Origin of the sequence: Sporosarcina pasadenensis (assembly GCF_047228845.1) — a bacterium.
Lineage (GTDB): Bacteria > Bacillota > Bacilli > Bacillales_A > Planococcaceae > Sporosarcina.
Window position 1 is genome coordinate 42,912 of record NZ_JBFEGM010000012.1, and the last position, 19,925, is coordinate 62,836.

Sequence of the window (19,925 nt, forward strand, 5' to 3'; positions counted from 1 at the left end):
AAAGTTTTATCGAGCTGGGGGACAGGCCCTTTTTTTAGGAAATTTTTTTAGTTTATATCACAATATAATCTTTATTTTTGTGTGAGATACATGAATTTAATTAATTATAGGGGGTATTTTCCATGGGTAATTTAATTATACGAAATGCACATATCAAAGATGGTGAATCTCAAAAAGACATCAAAATCATTGATGGAAAAATTGTGGAAATAGCTGCACGCATTCAAAATGACAATAACTTAGAAGAAATTGATGCAAAAGGCAATGCTGTGTTACCAACTCTAATTGAAAGTCATATCCACCCTGATAAAGCATTTCTTGAAGATCGCAAACCTAATATATCAGGAACATTAGAGGAAGCATTGAAGAATACGGCTGAACTAAAGAAATTATACACATATGATGATGTGAAAAAACGAGCTGAAAGAGTATTAAGATGGTCGGTATTAAACGGGACTACAATTATGAGAGCGCATCCAGATGTGGATCCTTTTGAGAAAACACTTGGAGTAGAAGTACTTCTAGATTTAAAAGAAAAGTTTAAAGAAGTACTAGATTTGCAAATCGTTGCATTTCCTCAAGAAGGCATTATTCAATCTCCAGGCGTACTGGAGATGATGGAGGAATCCATCAAAATGGGTGCTGATGTAGTTGGTGGCTGTCCTTATAGTGAAAAAACAATGGAAGATACTAAAAAACAACTAGAAATCGTTTTTGATTTGGCGGAAAAGTACAATCTGCCAATTGATATGCATGCTGACTTTGGCACGAACGCTGATGATCCACAAAATACATGTATTGAACTAATTTGTGATATGACAATTGAACGTGGCTACCAAGGTAGAGTTGCAATCGGACATGTTACAACATTAGGGTCACTTGATCCAGAAGTGGCAGCACCTATTTTTGACAAAATCGCTAAAGCTGAAGTTTCAATTGTTCCATTACCAGTAACGGATATGTTTATGACTGGACGCACCGAGAGAAAAAATATTCCTCGTGGTATGGCACCTGTATTGTCAATGATGGAGCATGGAGTAAATCTTGCTTATTCTTCCAATAATATTCGCAATGCATTTACACCGTTTGGTAATGCGGACTTAATCGCTGTTGGCTACTTATTGCAAGTATCACAACAAATGGGCTCTGCGGATCAACGTCGTGCAGTATTAGATATGGTCACTTATAACGCGGCTAAGGCAATAGGGGTCAGTGATACTTACGGAATAGAAGTTGGTAAAAATGCTGATATCGTTATCTACGATTGTGACGATTTGAGCAATTTAATCAATGATCAACCCTTAGTCCGCTATGTTATTAAAAATGGTAAGGTCATTGTCCAAAATGAATTATCACGTAAGATGGCATCTGTTTTAATGGGAGATTAATAAGACTATTTGTTTCTATCTACTACTAATTCAGGAAAGGTGATAAATATGGTTCCTACTAACATGTTAAATAATGCTCGCTTAACTGTCTCTGATCAGCCACCTTATGATGCGCTACAGTCGTTTGTTCGTGAAAACCACATCGCTTTGAAAGGGTCTGGTAAAGGGAATCTCGAAGGACTTGTATTTGGAGTTAAAGATGTTTTTAAAATCTTAGGAAGCACTTATAGTAATGGCCACCCAGAATGGTTGCGGACTAATGGTCCAGATGATTTTACTTCTAGTATTGTCACTAAAACGTTATCTGCAGGAGCAGATTTAGTTGGGAAAACGATTTGTGATGAGCTTTGTTACAGTATAAGTGGTGAAAATTGGAATTATGGATCTCCAATCAACCCTCACGACCCAAGACGCTTTACAGGAGGGTCTTCGAGCGGGACGGGCGCAGCTACAGCTGGAGGTTTAGTAGATTTTGCTTACGGAAGCGACTGCCTAGGGTCAGTTCGGGTCCCCGCAAGTTACAATGGAGTATTAGGTATTCGTCCTACTTATGGACGTGTTGCCAATGATGGAGAGGCTCCGTATTGTGAGAGCATGGACGTTCTTGGATATGTTGCTAGAAATTCCGATGTTTTTAGACGGGTTTCCAAAGAAGTATTAGGTAATGACAGTAAAAAAGTGACGTTTAATAGGTTGCTCATCGCTGACGATTGTTTTGATTCGATCAACAAAGATGTTGTAGAGGCATTACAGCCTGCTGTCAACCATCTTAAACAACATTTTGAAGTAGTTGAAAATATAAAAGTGAGTCCGAATGGTTTGGAAGAATGGACGGGAATTTTTAGAATTATTCAAGGATATGAAGTTTGGGAAAGTTACGGTGGTTGGGTAAGGAAATACCGTCCGAATCTCTCATCAGGTCCAAAAGAACGATTAGAGTGGGCATCTACCATTACTATGAGCGAATATAAAGAAGCATTGAATAAAAGACAAGCTGTTATTGAAAGAGTTAAAGATATTTTACCAGAAGGCACACTACTATGCTTACCTACAGCTGCCTCTGTAGCACCTCTAAGAAGTAGCTCTTTAGAAGAAATAAATGCAACGCGTGTACAATCGAGTAAATTATTATGTATTTCACCTTTATCCGGTACACCGCAAATTACACTACCATTAGTTAAACAACACGAAGTGCCACTTGGTATTTCTTTAATTGGAGCTCATGGTTGTGATTTACAGTTAGCCGAATTTGCTGCAGATTTAGTCGATAGTTATAGTAACGCCAATCATAAAATTTTAGCTAGATAATACATCCAAAATGCATACCCCCGTCCTGCTTTAGATGGGGGTAAAAAAGTTAATCTAGCTTTTATTGACAAACAAAAAATAAAAAAAGCCTCTAGGAGGTTTATTTCAATATGGGTAAGGAACATATAAGTGTAACTCAAGAAGAAGTTAAGTTATTCAAGTCAAGAGGTTACGATAACGAGGATTTATTACCGAAAACTGAAGATAAACGCAGTATGAAAGTTGGTAACTATTTCACGCTGTGGATGGGTAATTTGCATAACATTCCAAACTATGCTGCAGCTGGTGGTTTCTTAGTTTTAGGTTTAGCTCCTATTAATATCATGCTTGCTTTAGTTTTAGGTGCCATACTTACGGCGGTATTTATGGCCTTTAATGGAAAAGCTGGTTCAAAATACGGTATTCCATTTTCGATGCATTTACGAGCAACTTATGGAGAGGCTGGGGCTAAGATACCCGGTTTCTTAAGAGGTATCGTAGTCGCTATAGGTTGGTTTGGTTTACAAACTTTCGTGGGATCCCAAGCCCTACTAATCATTATTGGTAAACTTTGGCCTAAGTTTTTAGAAATTGGTGGAGACTTTACTTTTTTTGGTATCGGTATGCCAGGACTACTTGCATTTATCATTTTTTGGTCAGCGAACCTTGCACTAGGTATTAGTGGAAGCAGTTTCCTAAACAAATTCAATACTTTGTTAACGGTCTTGATTTATGTTCTGTTTTTCTCCATGGGAATTTGGGGAGTCATTGTTGGTGGTGGCTTTGGTAATATTTTAAGCTATTCTATTGAAGGAACAAACCAAGATATAAGCCCTCTATTTGCTTACATGATGATCATTAATGCTGTGTTGGCATTTTGGGCGGCACCAGGGGTTAGCGCTGCTGATTTTACACAAAACGCAACTTCAACTAAAGATCAAATGGTAGGACAAGGATTAAGCTTGATTGTTGGTTACGTTATTTTTGCTTTTACTAGTATCTCTATTCTTATTGGTAGTTCTATTCATTATGGCGTGGAACAATGGGATGTGCTAAATGTAATTAATCATTGGGATAGTTTACCGGCCATTCTTATTGCAATGCTAATCTTATTGTTGATAACTGTTAACTCGAATGCTACTGCTAACATCACTCCAGCCGCATTTCAGCTAACAGCACTCTTCCCTAAATGGATAAATTATCGAAGAGGTGTAATAATCGCTTGCTTGTTGGGATTCGCGATTATGCCGTGGAAGTTGATGGAAAATCCAGATAGTATTTATACTTTCTTAAACGGAATAGGTGCTATTTTAGGTCCTGTATCTGGTGTAATGATTTATCAATATTTCTTTGTTTTTAAACAAGAGATCAATCTTAACGAGCTATATTATGATATGAAAGATACGAAAGCTATCAATAAATTTCGCGGAATTAACAAGAATGCATATATCGCAACCATTCTTGGGGTGCTAGTGTCTCTAAGTGGTAATCTTATCCCAACCTTTTCGATTTTTACTGATCTTTCTTGGATAAGTGGTTTTATCACAGCATTAGTATCGTATGGAATTCTTGCTAAGTTTTTTGCAAATAAATAAAAGAAAACTAGTTGGTGGTGGGAGGGAATAAATGCTGCGCATTTATTCCCTCTTTCTATCTAAATTCGATTGAAAATAGTCAATTCTGTTGCTTAATCATACTGAAAAACAAATCAAAGGAGTGGTATTCATGTTAGATTTACGTATCGAACCTTCATATACAAAATTGCCCCAAGAAATAATCGATGGGTTAGGTGCTATTAGTACTACGATTATTGCCGATGCAATGGGAATATTTAATGCAATGATTGGAGTTGCACATTTTAATAAACCGGATGTTCAAATGGTTGGGCAGGCTTTGACAGTCAAAACAATGCCTAGGGACAATTTGATGTTTCATAAAGCGATTGAGATAGCATCCCCTGGCGATGTTATTGTTGTTGAGACCGGTGGAGATATTAGCAGAGCCTTATTAGGAGAAATGATGTGTATGATTGGGAAGAGAAATCGCATTTCTGGCTATGTAGTAGATGGAGCGATTAGAGATGCGGAAGCGATAAAACAAATCGGCTTTCCCGTTTTTGCAAAAGGCGTGAACCCTGGGGGTCCTTTCAAAGAAGGGCCGGGACAAATCAATGTTTCTATTAGCTGTGCCGGTGTTACAGTGAATCCGGGTGATGTCATTGTAGGTGATAACGATGGGGTAGTGGTTGTCCCTTATGAACAGGCGGCAAAGGTGCTAAAAAGAGCGAAAGCAATATACGCTCATGAACAAGAGATGCTCACACAAATAGAGGCTGGTACATTAGATAGAAGTTGGATAGATGAAACATTAAAAAGGAAAGGATTAAAATTTTAAGTTGTAAGTTTTGAGACCAGTTCCCCAGTTCAGTAAAGTTATATCAAACTGAGGGACTGGCCTCTTTGTAAAAAAGCTCCTTTTCAATTTCTATCTTCCTCTTTATAAAAGCGTTCTCCAGATTCTGGGTTGAAATAAACTACTAATCTTTTGTTTGTGATTGGATCAATTGAAATCTCATTTGTCCGTATGAATCCTTTTGGTACTTGCCTGCCGTGTTTCGTTTTGAATCGGCGATCCCAAATGAACCATGAACCGATAATTAAAATAATCAAAATAAGGAATTGGATACTATAAAATCCTATAATCCATTTCATTAGTTATCTCTTTTCTACAATGACTGCTGTTCCATAGGCTACGATTTCACTCATATTTTGACCAATTTCACCTGAGTCAAAACGCATCATAATAATAGCGTTTGCACCCATTGCTGTAGCATTTTTCACCATACGATCCATTGCTTGTTTTCTAGCATCTTCAAGCATTTCTGTATACTGATTTATTTCTCCACCTACTAGCCCCTTAAAAGCAGCAGCAATATCTTTACCAATTCCTCTTGCTCTTACGGTTAAACCAAATACTGGACCTAACACTTCTGTAATTTGGTGATTAGCAATATTTTCAGTTGTTACGATCATCATATGAATCCACTCCTTAATAATAATTTCATACTTATAGTATAATCCATCTTTAGGAAAATAGAAGTATTTGCCAGTGATAAATTATGGAGTGTGTAATCATAAGTAAAATGAGAAATCATAACTTATTTTGTACATGAATAAATTCGATAGCCCAATTTCTCTTTATACCTCAATATCATATCAAAATGTTTATCCATAATCTCGTAAAGTTCAGGTTCAATATCATCTAAGTAATGGATATCAGGCACTGAATCGATGGATGTATTTTGTTGTATGCGAATATTTTCAAAACCTGCCTGTTCCAATAACGCCACCCAATCTTTTTCCGTAGGAAGGGAAGTAAATCCATAAAAATGTTTGATTTCGTTTTCCTCTTTTTCCTCTAGTCGCTGGTTAATCGTTTGTTCAATTGCAATGAAACGGCCGCCATTCTTTAATAACCGAAAGATTTCTTTAAGGGCTCTGGGTTTATTTACAAAAGAAAGAACAGATTCAGAAGCAATAATATCAAAATGATTATCCGGTAACGGAATTTTTTCTACTGGGCCTTGAATTATTTTGACCGATAATCGATTTTTTTTCATTCTCCTTTCGGCCTTTGCAATCATTGTTGGATTGATATCGATGCCAGTTACTTTTGCTCCATATCTGTAAGCTAAATAGGCAGCAGTTTGGCCAGTACCACACCCTACATCTAGAATGTGAGAATTTCTGTTAATGTTCTCCCTCTTGAATATTTCCTTTGTCAGATTAATTCCACCAGGATGTGCACCTTCAATACCGAGTTTAGCCAAAAAATCTAGATAATTGGAATTCAGAATTAAGACCACCTTCTTTAATTTTTTTTGAAGATAAGAAGTATAAATGCCACTGCTTGAAAGTAGTTAAGTGGGTACGAATATAACAGCTAGCGATAAACCTCATTACTTTTTAGTCATATTAGTATACGGGGGAAGGACATGTATGGTGAGGGCGGAAAAAAGAACCTGTACGATTTTAGGCTATTTTTTCGGCAATAATCCAATTGTCAAAGACAACTTTTCAACGGTTCTCCTAGCAATTATCTTCATTTCCGTAATGCCAGCCGTTATAGGTATTATTCAGGGAAGATTGAAGAAAAGATGATGGTTTCAAAGTTGTTTTTGTCATATTAAAAGCAACGGGGACAGAATCCTTGGCTTCGTAAGCCGAGAAACCTGTCCCCGTGGCTATTGTTAAGTTACTGACTAGATTCAAGAGCTAAGTTTACTTCTATTAAAAATATTTTTCTTTATAATTAAATAGTTCTTAATCTCGAAATTCAAATAAAATAGATTTGCTCTGATTTCAAATTCTTCCCTTGTCTTCGGTAATTCTGTTTCCCGTATTGACTCTTCATATTCCTCTAATAGCTTTAATGCAATGGTTGTATCTCCTGAATCTACATGTTGACTGATATTCAGAAAGATGGCTGCAAGCATTCCTCTTTGTTTAATATCTAACTCCGAAGAAGAAACAATGCGTAAGATGGCTGCCATCTGTTTTAGGATTCCCAGTTGATCCTCTCGCATTTCGAGATAATAATAATCATTATTTTCTTTCCGTAACAGATGATTTTCTACTTCTTGGATAGCAATGTTTTTAGCCTGATTAAGGATATTTTCTACTTCAATTAACTCTTTGCCGTCCCATTTTTGCTCATTATCTTTTAAAAGTATAGAGAACTGGTGCAGAATAACGCTGAATTTATTCTCGATCTTCATTTTATATTTTTCAATTTCTTTCTTAAAGCTTGGCATAATGCTGTTTACGAGTAAGGCGATTCCTATGCCAATGAAAATAATATAGAGTTCATTCAATAAGTTCTCTAGGTTGGCTTCCTTGACTGTATAAATATGTAGAATGACAACCATGCTTGTGACAAAACCTTCCTGAATACGTGCCTTTAAAAGGACTGGGACAAACAATAAAATAAATAAAGTTAAAACAATTGGATGATATCCTAATAGTTCAAAGCATATGGACCCAAGAAGTAAAGATAAAAGAGATGCGAAGAATTTCTTCTGAATGGAATGCAATGTTCTTTTTTTTGTCTTCTCAATACACATGATCACGATAATTGCTGCAAATGATGCAAATTCCAAATCGAGTAAACTCGCAATCCAAATTGCTAATCCTGCCCCTATTGCAGTTTTAATTGTCCGATATCCCATAAGTATCATCCTATATTCTCTATATTTTCATTAAACCAATCGAGAGTAGTTTTCCCCATACAAGTATTTATATAACATCAATATAATATTACAGATATTAGATAGAGATTAATAAAATTTAATACCGTACTAAGATCAGTTTACTTTAATCGTATCATAAGTTAATAAGGATTATATATATATGAATAAATTTATTGATAATAAAAAGGGAAATGGACGTAGTATTTCCCTTTAGTAATGTCTGCAGAAGAAGACCGTTAAATTTGAAATTACTACCATTTATGTAAAGGTTATTTGATATAATTTCAGAAGTCGCTTACAATTAAAATGTAAGCGGTTTAAAAGCTAGGGTTACATAAAACAGATATAGATATACAGGTAAAAGAAAGGTTGAGTTTGTATGAAAATTGGTATCATCGGCGCGGGAGCCATAGGCGGGCTTTATGGTGCAGTCTTGTCCGAAACAGGACATGACGTTTACTTGATCGATATATTTAAAGAACATATAGACGCAATCAATTCTAATGGACTTACGATCTTGCATGGTGACGAGAAAAAGGTATATACGAATCTTAAGGCGTTCACTGATGGTAGAGAGGTCTTCGAAGAACTTGATGTAGTCATCGTTTTAGTCAAAACATATATTACCGAAATTGCGATGGAGCAAAATAAAAATCTCATTGGCGACAACACGATTGTGTTAACTCTGCAGAACGGCATCGGTAATATTGAAAAAATCGCTAAATATATTGATGAAAGTAAAATTATCGCAGGAAATACGAGTACAGCCGGTTACATTGAGGAGCCTGGTGTCATTCTCCACACGGGCAGTGGAGGAACTGTAATCGGTGAGATTGATGGTAAAGTCACTGATCGCATCAAAGAAATACAGCGTATCTTCGACCATGAAAAACTGGGGCAATCAAAGGTTTCTGAAAATGTCATGTCATTAATTTGGGAGAAGTTAATAGGCAATTGCGGCATTAATCCATTAGGCGCACTGACTGGACTGAGAAACGGTGAGTTGGTAGAAAACGAGGAAACTTCTAACCTACAGGATAAAATTGCAGAAGAATGTCTAATGGTTGCCAAAAAGGCAGGCATTCCATTACGTTTTAATGATTCTTCTATCATTAAAGACTTAGCTAGGAAAACAGCGCCAAACCAGACATCGATGTTGGTCGACGTCTTAAATAAAAGAAAAACAGAAATTATGGCCATCAATGGTGGAGTTGTTCAAAAAGCAAAAGAACTTGGCCTGGAAGTTCCGATTAATGAAATGCTCGTCAATTTAGTGTTGGCAAAAGAGAAAAGTTATTTAAACTAAATAACAAAGAGCGGATACATCTGCTCTATTTGATATTGAAGTAGTAATGCAAACGAGGAGGATTCAATTATGATAAGTAATTCAGATTTGAAGCACCTGCGACGTTGTATTGAATTAGCAAGAACTGCGCTGGAGAAAGGTGACGAGCCATTTGGTTCGGTCCTTGTCTCAGCAGACGGAGACGTGCTTGCAGAAGATCATAACCACGTTGCAGGTGGTGACCATACACAACACCCGGAATTTGCTTTGGCACGATGGGCGGCTGCGAACATGACGCCTGAAGAGAGAAGCAAGGCAACAGTATATACTTCTGGCGAACATTGCCCTATGTGCGCTGCCGCCCACGGGTGGGTTGGGTTAGGCAGGATCGTTTATGCAAGTTCCTCCGAACAGCTAGTACAATGGTTGAGTGAATTGGGGGTTACTTCATCGCGCGTCCGTAATCTTCCTATTCAAGATGTAATTCGTGATACGACAATAGATGGCCCTGTTCCTGAACTAGCGGAGCAAGTTCGTGAACTCCATCGCCAGTTCCATGCAAGCAGACGATGAACACAGATTGCCTCTCTACCACATAATAAAGTCCAATCTCCAAAAAAGGAGATTGGACTTTTCTAATTATATATGAAATACCCACACAACAATTGGACCAAGAACAGAGCCGATGATCGCACATAACGCCATTGTGACAGAGCTCATTGAAAAGGTAAGTTCACCGTATTCAGCTGCTTTCGCAGTCCCTATCGCATGCGATGCACTGCCAAGAGCGATGCCTCTTCCCATTGGGCTATGCACCCGCAACAATTGAAAAATAGAAGGAGCAACGATTGCGCCAAAGATTCCTGCAATCATAACAGCGACAACTGCCAGCGAGGCATCTCCGCCTAATCCTTTAGCTACTTCTATTGCAATAGGAGTGGTAAGAGATTTTGGGATAAGGGAAAGAGTTAATGAATGATTGACCCCGAAGATTTTAGCGAGGAGAACAACACTGACCATTCCGGAACTGGCACCTACGAATACTCCTCCTATTATAGGAGCTAAGTGATCTAGTAAAAAGCGACGCTGTTTATATAAAGGGTAAGCAAGTGCGACAACGGATGGACCTAAAAGGGAACTGATCCATTGCCCTCCAGACATATAGCTTTCATATGGAATATGAAACAATGACAGGATGATGATAATAATTGTAGTAGCTGTTAAAACAGGAATTAATACTGAATACGTATATCGTTTATAAATCTTAGCCATAGCAAGATAAGCAATGACGGTTATTAAAATCATGCAGATTGCGAGTGGGCCTTGCTGCATTCTTTATCATCCTTTCTCTTTTGTGCCTTTTTCTCAAGAAATTGACCTGCCGTTCCCGTAATTGCAATGGAAATGACTGTACTTAATAGAACAGCAAGGATGAACAATGCACCTTGAAAAGAAAGTAACGAAGAATAGTTCATGACACCAACTGTCGTTGGAATGAAAAACAACATTAATAAACTTAATAAAAATCCTGCTCCATTTTCAATCCATTTAACGGGGACGATTTTGAAACATAAACAAGTAAAGAGTAATAAGAGTCCTAGAATACTCCCAGGGATAACTAAGTGAAAAAAGTTCTGAATAACGTTTCCAATATAAGAGAATATATATAAAATACAAATTTGTAATACAATAATGAGCGTTTTCTTGACGTGTTGCTCCAAAAGAACTTCCCTTCTTTCTAATGAAAATTAAATCTTTCCTTCATTCCTTAAAATTTACCATTAATGTGGCGTATGCCTTATCAATATGGTTCAAAACAGCGTCCGTAGTTCGGCGTACATTCCTTGCTTTTAGTCCCTCGATGATTAATGTATGTTCATAGTGAATCTCATCCAAGCTTTTCCCGGCCTTCAATGAAGCAAATCGATACCAATTAAAATGGTCGGTGAGATTTTCAATCAATTGATACAGACGGAGATTTTGACTCAACTCTGCTAAAAACAAGTGAAAGGAAGAATCGCAGTACACAAACTGTACATGATCTTCCTTCTTGCCAGATAGTTGTTCATCCAGCTCCTCGATTTTTGCAATTGCTTCGTCGTCAAGAAGAGGAATGAGCAGTTCTATGACTAGTACTTCATTAGCCTTCCGCAGTTGGAAAATGTCCTCAACGTCGCTTCTAGTAATGGTTTTAATGAAAATTCCTTTTCGAGGTACAGATGTAATCCAACCTTCCAATTCCAGCTGTTGCAAGGCTAACTTTAATGGGGTACGGCTAATTCCAAGGCTTTCACTAAGTGAACGTTCATTTAACATGGATCCAGGTTCGATTTCGTGCTGAATAATGGCTGTCTTAATTTCGTTATATGCGTGATCCTTAAATAATTGGGGTTGTTCTGCCTTTAGAAAGTTCATCAATTTCATCCTTTAACATAATAGTCGTTAGGTAGATCTTCAGCGAGTAGCACCACTGCTAATTAAACAAGAAATGAGGAAACGAAAACTGGCATCTGGTATACCAGATACCAGTGAAAATAGTATATCATTTGATTTTCCCCTTTACAACCTCTGCAAAGGTTAGCCCCTATTACATCCCAACTCATTTGCTATTTATAGGAGACCCCTTAGCAGAAATCAATATAATCTTCTATTGTTTAACCTCCAAAACCATTTCTAATCATTTATTAATCTATCTCTCAAAATATATTAGCTTTTGATAGGTACATTACAAGTAATCAATAATTTCAAGGAGGATATTCACATGAAGATTGTAATTGTACCGTCGGGGTTTAAGGAATGTTTAGACGCGGAAGATGTCGCGATTGCGATGGCTAAAGGGGTAAGGCGGTTTGATGAGGAAATTGATGTTGAAGTTGTGCCGATGATTGATGGAGGGGAAGGGTTTGCGAAAACAATTGTAAGTTTAAAGGCCGGTGAATTAATTTATAAAGAAGTGACAGGCCCTGTCGGAAAGAAAATCAAAAGCCATTTTGGAATTTTTACTGAACATAATAAACGGACGGCCGTGATTGAGATGGCGGCTGTTGCTGGGTTGAAGCATGTCCCTCGAGACCAAAGAAACCCGTTGAAAACGACTACATATGGGGTAGGGGAACTGATACTTGCAGCCCTTGACCTTGGTGTCGACCATATACTTGTTGGCTGTGGGGATTCCGGCACATCAGATGGCGGCTCGGGGATGGCACAGGCTCTTGGTGTAAAGTTTTTCGATCATCATCATAAGCAGCTGTTCATTCAAGGTGGTGAAGATTTGCTAGAGGTTGCCCATATTGATTCGACTCATGTAGACAAACGACTCACGGATGTTTCCATTGACGTGGCTTGCAATTGGACGAACGTACTTTGCGGAGAGAAAGGGGTCGCCCGAGTCTTTGGCCCGCAAAAAGGAGCGACTCCACAACAAGTAGAAAAATTGTCAGCTGCACTGGAGCACTATGCCGCTTTAGTCCAAAAAAACTGTTCGGTCGATGTCAGGACTCTGCCGGGAAGCGGTGCATCCGGCGGGCTTGGGGCAGGGTTAATTGCCTTTACAGGCGCAACCCTTCACCCGAGGTTCGATCTTATTAAAAATTATATTAATATAGAGGAAAAAATTGCGGGTGCGGATATCGTACTCACGGCTGAAGGTAGTATCGATTTCCAAACGCCAAACGGAAAAATCCCAGCTGAAGTAGCTAGGATTGCGAAAAAGAATCAAATTCCGGTTATTGCAATCACAGGCACGATCGGTAAAGGTGCAGATCTAAACTACCAGGCAGGTATCGATGCATACTCAAGCATCATTCAAAAACCGGCAACATTGGAAAAGGCGATCAGCAAAGCACCCCAATGGATTGAAGACAGTATTGTAGCAGTTCTCCGCCAAGTGAGCGTAGGACTACGGATTGCAAGAAGAAAAATGGCATAGATGAGGTGATGGACCGATGATTACGAGAATGAATAAAAGAAGGACAAAAGAAGGCTTCGCAGTTGCTCTAGTCGACAGAATTTCAACGGCAACCTTGGGGATTATTAGTGTCCATGTCTTCTACTTGATGATCATTGCTTCAGCCTCCCAACTTGGCTATGCTGCCAAGGTTTCTCTTTTTGCATTCTTGTCTGCTATGACTTTATGGGTTGCGACCAAAATTCCTGCAGGGTTCGTGGCAGTCTCGCTGCTCCTATTTATTGTATTATGTAAAGCGGGCAAACCAGAGCTCCTCTACAATTCCCTTTCGGAGGAAATTGTATGGCTGATGGTCGGATCATTTATTATAGGAGAAGCGGTCAAACAATCAGGGCTTGCAACACGTTTTGTTGAGTCGATCGTAAGATACTCCAGTAACAAAAATAGAGTGCTAGGAGGTGTTTCATCGGCATTGTTCGCCTCCGCGTTTTTTATCCCATCCACTTCTGGAAGGGCCGCTCTTTCCATGCCGATGTTACAACAGTTGCGCAGCAAGTTTTCCGCCAAGGAACAAAGTGTGTTGGCGATCATGGCGCCAGTCGTTATTTTAATGAGTACTTCTGCAACATTAATAGGAGCTGGCTCCCATCTGATTGGAATAGGGTTATTGGAAACAACGGTCGGACAGTCCATTTCATTTGTCCAATGGCTTATTTGGGGTGTACCGTTTGCCCTCATTATTACCATTATTTCAGTCATTGTTATAAAGCTCATGTTATGGCCGAAAGAAGCATTGAACGAATTTGAAGCGACGGAGAGCGGAAAAGATATACTGCCGAATAAACCATTTGGGAAAAACGAAAAAAAGACATTGGTCATCATTTTTATTTTGATGGCCGGTTGGCTGTCAGAGAGCATTCACGGTTATGACATTGCTTTTATTACGATGCTTGGCGCGGTACTAGTCATGCTACCAAACTATGGAGTGATTACTTGGAAACAAGGAATCAAGTCGGTATCATGGAATCTAATTCTATTTGTGGCTGCAGCAACGGCACTCGGGCAGGTTTTAGTAGACACTGGCGTTGTCTCTTGGATAGAGAAAGGGATGTTCAGCGCTATTCACCTGTTTAGCGAAGCGCCTGAGTGGGTGGTTGTAAGTATTATTTTACTTGTAACTATCACGAGCCATTTATATATTACATCTCATACGACAAGGGCGATTGTCTTCATCCCGAGTTTTATAATGTTCAGCCAAAGTATTGGAATGGACCCGGCTGCAGTAGTCTTTCTAAGTTTAATAGGGATGAATTACTGCATAACGGTACCTGTCAGCTCGAAAGCTTTACTGCTTTTTTACGAAGAAGGAGAAGTATCCTACGATGCAAAGCAGCTAGCCAAAGTCAGCTCCGTTTTAATGCCGATTTATTTACTTGTCATGCTCTTATTTTATTTTACGTACTGGCAGTGGACAGGACTGCATTTATAAATGAGGTGATAAAATGTCTGACCATATATTAATTATCGAAGATGATTATAAAATAGCTCGAATCATTCAGCTCGAACTTGAATATGAAGGATATGAAGTTAGCATCGCCCACACAGGCCGGGAGGGTATGGCCTTAATTGAAGATAGAAAGATAGATTTGGTGATTCTGGATGTCATGATTCCAGAATTAAACGGAATGGAAGTATTGAGACGTATCCGTCAGGTGAATAACGAAATTATTGTCATTATGCTAACAGCACGAAGTTCAGTGTTTGACAAAGTGAACGGCCTTGATTTGGGTGCTAATGATTATATGACAAAACCGTTTGAAATTGAGGAACTGTTGGCCAGGATCCGCACGAACCTCCGTTTTAAGCCGAAGAGCGTTTCGGTGAAAAAAACAATCCATAAAATTGGTTCTGTTGAAATCAACACAAATACAAGAGAAGTGTACAAATGCGGTAATTTAGTGGAGTTGACTCCGAAGGAATATAATTTGCTTCTTTACTTGGTGACAAATAAAAATCAGGCGATAGGGCGTGAACAAATTTTAACGGAAGTATGGGGCTATGATTATTATGGTGATACAAATATAGTAGATGTTTATATCCGCTATTTACGAAAAAAATTAATAGACTCAAAGGAAGAATCATTCATTCAGACTGTCCGTAGTGTCGGTTATATGATAAAGGACTAACCCCATGAGATTGCAAACGAGAATACAGTTATTTACGACGGTTGTATTAATCGTGCTGTTGCTAGCTGCCAATACGAGCATTTATTTCATCTTCAAAAATACAAGTATTTCATCAGAACTAAATCGTTTGTCGAACATCTCCAATCATATTCTTATTGAGATGAACGAAAAGCCCGATATTTCAATGGAATCCATGCTGCAAGCATATTTACTTAGTGACGGACTGATCCGAACTGTAATTAAAAATGAAAGGAACCCGTCCATTCAGGTTTTTACTGACAATGGCTATAGGACAATTCCATCCAGCTATTATGAAAAACAGTTTGAGGGAATCATTGAATTTAGAAATTCGATGTTTGCGATCGTTTCCATTCCCGCTATAAGTGAAAGCGGCGAAATTATCAACCTGCAGTTAATCGAGAATATTGATCTGTTGTATGAAAATATACAGGAATTAAAATGGGTGTTAGTGATGACTACCATAGTCGTCATCATTATTTTATACGTCACAAGCGGTTTTGTAGGAAGGTTGATCTTATTACCGATTCAACGGTTGACGAATACGATGAACATGATTGAAAAAAGAGGGTCATTTGAAAAGATTGCTGTTGCTTGTGAATCGAAGGATGAAATAAATAAAATGGCCATGACGTTTAATCGAATGATGACAAAGCTAGAAGCGAGCTATTTAAAGCAAGAACAATTTGTTTCAGATGCTTCTCACGAATTGAAGACTCCTTTGACGGTCATAGATAGTTACATAAAAATGTTGAAACGCTGGGGGAAAGAGAGACCGGATATGCTTGAGGAAGCTATCTATTCGATTGAATCGGAATCGCACCATATGAAATATTTAACCGAGCAGCTTTTGCAATTGGCAAAAGTGGAAGAGGGTATTGAATATGAGAAAGAAGTGGTGGACATTGCCGCTATTGTTGGAAGCACGATTCAGCGGCTGCAGCCGTCCTTTAAACATACGATTCACTTTCTGAATGCTTCCGGCTATAGTTACGTCAAAATACATGAACAAAGCTTTGTTCAATTGCTTGTCATTTTGCTCGATAATGCCAATAAGTACAGTGACGACAGCATAACAGTGGAAATGACGGAAAGTAAGGGATATGTAAGTATTGCGGTAAAAGACAAGGGAGTCGGCATACCGAAAGATGCACAAGCCTATGTCTTTGATAGAATGTTCCGGGTTGATAAGACGCGAAGCCGCAAAACGGGCGGAACAGGGCTTGGCTTGGCAATTGCAAAAAAGGTCGTAGAGCAGCATGATGGCAAGATCATTCTTGAAAGTGTAGAAGGGATGGGTTCGAATTTTATAGTGACCCTTCCGAAGCTGGAGGTATAAAAAATGAAGGTGAAGCTCCTTCTGATAGGTTTTATCATTCTTGGCCTATTGTTTTCGCTGTTTCAGATTTTTAGTGATTCTTCAGCGGAATTCACTGAAAAAGAAGCCCAAGATGTAGCTGTAAAGCTCTACGGTGGAAAAGTGCTCGACTATGCCGAGCAAAATGGAAACTACCAAATGACGCTTGAAAACGATAGAGGAGTTTATTATTTGGTTGTCGATGGAAAAACCAAAAAGGTGAATACAATAAAACTTATTGAGAAAAAAGAAGAAATTGACTTGGCTGGCGAAAAAGCCGTCGGTACGAGCGAAATCTCTGGCAATGGAGATGATGGAGACGGCGGGAAAAGCATAAGAGAAGGGAAGCTTGAAGCGATATATGAACAGAAGGCAAAAGAAATTGCTTTGCAGCAAGCTCGTGGGATCATTACAAATGTTGTAAAGGTCACGACACAAAAAGGTGATCATTACAAAGTGACAATTGATGGCATGCAAGAAGTTGCTCATGTGTATGTTCAGTCAGACACAGGTAAAGTATCCTCAGTGTCATCCATTCCAAAAAAGCAGACGGATGACGATGATGACTATGACGACGATGATTAAAGTGCCAATCGACCATCATTGTCGCTCTTTTTTGGGAAAGCCGTGATGCATAGAGAATTCATCAGCCTGATTGAAAACGCTTGTCAAGGAAGGCAACCTAAAAGCGCCACGTCCTGTGGCGACGGTTGCATGACTCGCTTCCTGCGAGCAACAACGGATGCGAGCGTTTGTCAACAGGCTGAGCTGTTAAGAATTTTTGGGAAACTAAATAAATCTGAAAAAATGCCGATAGCCTTTATGTAGGCTATTTTTTTTATGCTGAAAAGCCATTTTGATAATATTATTCACCTTGTAATTTCTTCCTTTTAACTTTATAATTATCTAATATATTTAAAAATACATAACGAGCCGTAATAATACTTATTTTCATCATTGTTTTTTTGCTCTCAAACCCATAGAATTACAGATTTGGAGAGAAAAGTATGAGTAATCATGATAATTTATTTATAATTGAGTCGAATCGGTATTGCAAAGAGGCTGGAATGGATCCGAATGTCGTATCGAGACCGAAACATTTTTTGACGGATAAGGAACTGACAGCAAAGAGAACGTCGTATACTGAAATTTTATCTGTGGTAAGTTTTTTTTCCAATAAGCTATTGGACTCCTTAAAAGGTACGCCAATTCTCGTTGTCGTCTCGGATGCGAAAGGTTACCTTCTTGATATAGAGGGCGATGAAACGATCAAAGAGACGATCAAGCAATTTGGGATTCAAATAGGCAGCTTGTTCACTTTGGAAGATACGGGAACGAATGTAATCAGTCTCGCTCTGCAGCAAAAGCATCCGATCAGTATTATCGGCACGCAGCATTTCCATTCGTTCCTCCATGAAATCGCCTGCTACGGCACGGCATTTCGTTATACGGATGAAAACAGCATGCTTGGCAGCGTATCCATTATGATGCCTATCCAGTTTCAAAATCCACTGTTCCTTACGATGCTAACACAAGCCGTCGATTCGATTGAACGCGAACTTTTATTACGGAAGCAGAATAAGAAGCTCGACATTATGAATCAAATTATGCTGAGCAGGACTAGAAATGGGATTGTCATTACGGACGAAAAGGGAATCACCACCGAATTCAACGATTTTGCACAACAACTTTCGAGCAATAACAGAGAGGTTGTAATCGGAAGAAACATTGTCGAATCCCCTATAACTGGGACTTATTTCAAGGAAGTCCTTGAAAGAGGGAAAATATTTAAGGATGAAGAGATTCAGTTTTTCGATCAAGAAGGGAAACTGGTGGTCTGCCTGTTCGACGCTCAGCCAATCTATGAAGACGACAAAATGATAGGTGCTTTCGGTCAATTCCGGGACATTTCGGATCGCTACTTCCTCCAAAAAAAATACAATTACTTAGCCTATCATGATGACCTGACAAATCTCCCTAATCGAAGATTCATCAATGAAGAAATAGATAATATCATTAAGGAAATAAACGCAGGGCATAAGAGATCGTTAGCCCTTCTTTATATCGATTTGGACCGCTTCAAAGTAATAAACGACACATTTGGTCATGTATCAGGAGATAATTTTCTAAAGAAAGTTAGCGAACGTTTAGCCAGCTGCCTCGAGAGAAACGATGTGCTCGCCCGTATGGGGGGAGACGAATTCATCTTCGTACTGAAAGATTTTAAGGACTCCAACTATGTTATGAAAAAGGCCGAAAAAATTCTGAAACTATTTGAGGAATCCTTTTATATAGGTAATGATGAATTGCATACTTCAGCGAGTATTGGAATCGCCGTTTATCCGGATTATCCCATTTCAATGGAAAAGCTTATGGTCTACGCGGATAACGCGATGTACCAAGCAAAGGAGAAGGGGAAAAATCGTTACAGTGTGTATACTACCGGACTATTAGCGGGGTTGGAGGATGAATACAGACTCGAAGCCGACTTACGGAGGGCAGTGGAGAATGATGAATTTGTACTCCATTACCAGCCACAAATTCATCCGCGGACCGGTACATTAGTTGGGTTGGAAGCTTTGATCCGCTGGCAACACCCATCGTTGGGATTACTGTCTCCGGATAAATTCATCAGGCTGGCTGAAGACAACGGACTGATCAATCAAATCGGCAAGTGGGTCATCAATGAGGCGTCGTCCCAAAATAAAAAATGGCAGGATGCCGGATACAATCCGCTTAAGGTATCTGTCAATCTATCCACTCAGCAATTCCTTACGAAAGACCTGATCACATTTATGGAGGATACGCTTGCACAGACCGGACTTGATCCACAATATCTCGTAGTCGAAATCACTGAGTATATGGCGATGGAGTACGAGTACTCCCTGAAAGTATTGCAAAAACTAAAAGAGATTGGTATCGGGATTAGTATTGATGATTTCGGCACGGGTTATAGCTCGCTGACGTATCTAAACAATTTTCCGATTGACTTCATTAAGATCGATAAATCATTTGTCTTTGAAATAATGAATGACCATCCGAATGCCTATATTGTAAAAGCAATCATCAAACTTGCCCATAATCTACAAATGGAAGTCATTGCAGAAGGGGTGGAGACAAAGGAGCAGCTCGATTTCCTAATTGATCAACAATGCGATTATGTGCAAGGTTTTTATTTTAGCAAACCCCTTCCAGCAACTGAAATTGAAAGAATCTACTTAGAAAAGAACAATAGAGAGTGAGATTATA

Annotated in this window: 19 protein-coding genes; 12 read left to right on the forward strand and 7 right to left on the reverse strand. The window is 38.8% G+C overall.

Annotated features, from left to right (window positions below; genetic code table 11):
• Nucleotides 1–122 precede the first annotated feature (122 nt).
• The 4 genes from AB1K89_RS15145 to AB1K89_RS15160 all read left to right on the forward strand — a co-directional run bounded on the left by AB1K89_RS15145 (nucleotide 123) and on the right by AB1K89_RS15160 (nucleotide 5,069).
• The gene (locus tag AB1K89_RS15145) at nucleotides 123–1,388 is read left to right on the forward strand and encodes an amidohydrolase family protein (RefSeq protein WP_413055545.1); all 1,266 of its coding nucleotides are present in this window, start codon (nucleotides 123–125) and stop codon (nucleotides 1,386–1,388) included.
• Nucleotides 1,389–1,436: 48 nt separating this feature from the next.
• Nucleotides 1,437–2,696: an amidase gene (locus tag AB1K89_RS15150; protein WP_413055546.1), complete on the forward strand. Its 1,260-nt coding sequence runs from the start codon at nucleotides 1,437–1,439 to the stop codon at nucleotides 2,694–2,696.
• A 110-nt stretch (nucleotides 2,697–2,806) separates the two neighbouring features.
• A complete protein-coding gene (gene allW / locus AB1K89_RS15155) occupies nucleotides 2,807–4,270 on the forward strand; it encodes an allantoin permease (protein WP_413055547.1) in 1,464 nt (487 codons plus the stop codon).
• Nucleotides 4,271–4,400: 130 nt separating this feature from the next.
• Nucleotides 4,401–5,069, forward strand: coding sequence for an RraA family protein (locus AB1K89_RS15160; RefSeq protein WP_413055548.1), 669 nt, complete (start codon nucleotides 4,401–4,403; stop codon nucleotides 5,067–5,069).
• 83 nt (nucleotides 5,070–5,152) lie between these two features.
• Here AB1K89_RS15160 and AB1K89_RS15165 read toward each other — a convergent pair whose 3' ends face one another.
• The 4 genes from AB1K89_RS15165 to AB1K89_RS15180 all read right to left on the reverse strand — a co-directional run bounded on the left by AB1K89_RS15165 (nucleotide 5,153) and on the right by AB1K89_RS15180 (nucleotide 7,902).
• Nucleotides 5,153–5,386, reverse strand: a complete 234-nt coding sequence (locus AB1K89_RS15165) for a hypothetical protein (protein WP_413055549.1) — start codon at nucleotides 5,384–5,386, stop codon at nucleotides 5,153–5,155.
• Nucleotides 5,387–5,389: 3 nt separating this feature from the next.
• Complete coding sequence (locus AB1K89_RS15170; protein ID WP_099675914.1) at nucleotides 5,390–5,710, reverse strand: YbjQ family protein; 321 nt, start codon at nucleotides 5,708–5,710, stop codon at nucleotides 5,390–5,392.
• Nucleotides 5,711–5,832: 122 nt separating this feature from the next.
• Nucleotides 5,833–6,504 (reverse strand): class I SAM-dependent methyltransferase, encoded by a 672-nt coding sequence (locus AB1K89_RS15175; protein ID WP_413055550.1) that lies wholly within the window; start codon nucleotides 6,502–6,504, stop codon nucleotides 5,833–5,835.
• A gap of 438 nt (nucleotides 6,505–6,942) precedes the next feature.
• The gene (locus AB1K89_RS15180; RefSeq protein WP_413055551.1) at nucleotides 6,943–7,902 is read right to left on the reverse strand and encodes an aromatic acid exporter family protein; all 960 of its coding nucleotides are present in this window, start codon (nucleotides 7,900–7,902) and stop codon (nucleotides 6,943–6,945) included.
• Nucleotides 7,903–8,302: 400 nt separating this feature from the next.
• Between AB1K89_RS15180 and AB1K89_RS15185 the strand changes: the two genes are divergently transcribed.
• On the forward strand, nucleotides 8,303–9,229 hold the full coding sequence (locus AB1K89_RS15185) for a ketopantoate reductase family protein (protein ID WP_413055552.1): 927 nt from the start codon (nucleotides 8,303–8,305) through the stop codon (nucleotides 9,227–9,229).
• Between the two features lie 69 nt (nucleotides 9,230–9,298).
• Nucleotides 9,299–9,781 (forward strand): nucleoside deaminase, encoded by a 483-nt coding sequence (locus AB1K89_RS15190; RefSeq protein WP_413055553.1) that lies wholly within the window; start codon nucleotides 9,299–9,301, stop codon nucleotides 9,779–9,781.
• A 66-nt stretch (nucleotides 9,782–9,847) separates the two neighbouring features.
• On the opposite strand, the gene AB1K89_RS15195 is transcribed toward AB1K89_RS15190, so the two are convergent.
• The 3 genes from AB1K89_RS15195 to AB1K89_RS15205 are packed head-to-tail and all read right to left on the reverse strand — an operon-like array spanning nucleotide 9,848 to nucleotide 11,623.
• Nucleotides 9,848–10,540: an LrgB family protein gene (locus tag AB1K89_RS15195; RefSeq protein WP_413055554.1), complete on the reverse strand. Its 693-nt coding sequence runs from the start codon at nucleotides 10,538–10,540 to the stop codon at nucleotides 9,848–9,850.
• Entirely contained in the window at nucleotides 10,510–10,929 is a 420-nt protein-coding gene (locus AB1K89_RS15200; RefSeq protein ID WP_413055555.1) for a CidA/LrgA family holin-like protein, read from the reverse strand. The genes AB1K89_RS15195 and AB1K89_RS15200 overlap by 31 nt, the downstream gene beginning before the upstream one ends.
• Before the next feature lie 40 nt (nucleotides 10,930–10,969).
• The gene (locus tag AB1K89_RS15205) at nucleotides 10,970–11,623 is read right to left on the reverse strand and encodes a GntR family transcriptional regulator (protein ID WP_413055556.1); all 654 of its coding nucleotides are present in this window, start codon (nucleotides 11,621–11,623) and stop codon (nucleotides 10,970–10,972) included.
• A 346-nt stretch (nucleotides 11,624–11,969) separates the two neighbouring features.
• On the opposite strand from AB1K89_RS15205, the gene AB1K89_RS15210 reads away from it, so the two are divergent.
• The 6 genes from AB1K89_RS15210 (at nucleotide 11,970) to AB1K89_RS15235 (ending at nucleotide 19,918) form a co-directional block, all read left to right on the forward strand.
• Nucleotides 11,970–13,136 carry a glycerate kinase family protein gene (locus AB1K89_RS15210; protein WP_413055557.1) on the forward strand — a complete coding sequence of 389 codons (1,167 nt, stop codon included), beginning with the start codon at nucleotides 11,970–11,972 and terminating at the stop codon, nucleotides 13,134–13,136.
• A 16-nt stretch (nucleotides 13,137–13,152) separates the two neighbouring features.
• Nucleotides 13,153–14,604, forward strand: a complete 1,452-nt coding sequence (locus AB1K89_RS15215) for an SLC13 family permease (protein WP_413055558.1) — start codon at nucleotides 13,153–13,155, stop codon at nucleotides 14,602–14,604.
• A 13-nt stretch (nucleotides 14,605–14,617) separates the two neighbouring features.
• Complete coding sequence (locus tag AB1K89_RS15220; protein ID WP_413055559.1) at nucleotides 14,618–15,301, forward strand: response regulator transcription factor; 684 nt, start codon at nucleotides 14,618–14,620, stop codon at nucleotides 15,299–15,301.
• Nucleotides 15,302–15,305: 4 nt separating this feature from the next.
• A complete protein-coding gene (locus AB1K89_RS15225; RefSeq protein WP_413055560.1) occupies nucleotides 15,306–16,658 on the forward strand; it encodes a sensor histidine kinase in 1,353 nt (450 codons plus the stop codon).
• A 3-nt stretch (nucleotides 16,659–16,661) separates the two neighbouring features.
• On the forward strand, nucleotides 16,662–17,261 hold the full coding sequence (locus AB1K89_RS15230) for a hypothetical protein (protein ID WP_413055561.1): 600 nt from the start codon (nucleotides 16,662–16,664) through the stop codon (nucleotides 17,259–17,261).
• Nucleotides 17,262–17,683: 422 nt separating this feature from the next.
• On the forward strand, nucleotides 17,684–19,918 hold the full coding sequence (locus AB1K89_RS15235; protein ID WP_413055562.1) for an EAL domain-containing protein: 2,235 nt from the start codon (nucleotides 17,684–17,686) through the stop codon (nucleotides 19,916–19,918).
• The last annotated feature ends 7 nt before the right edge of the window (nucleotides 19,919–19,925 follow it).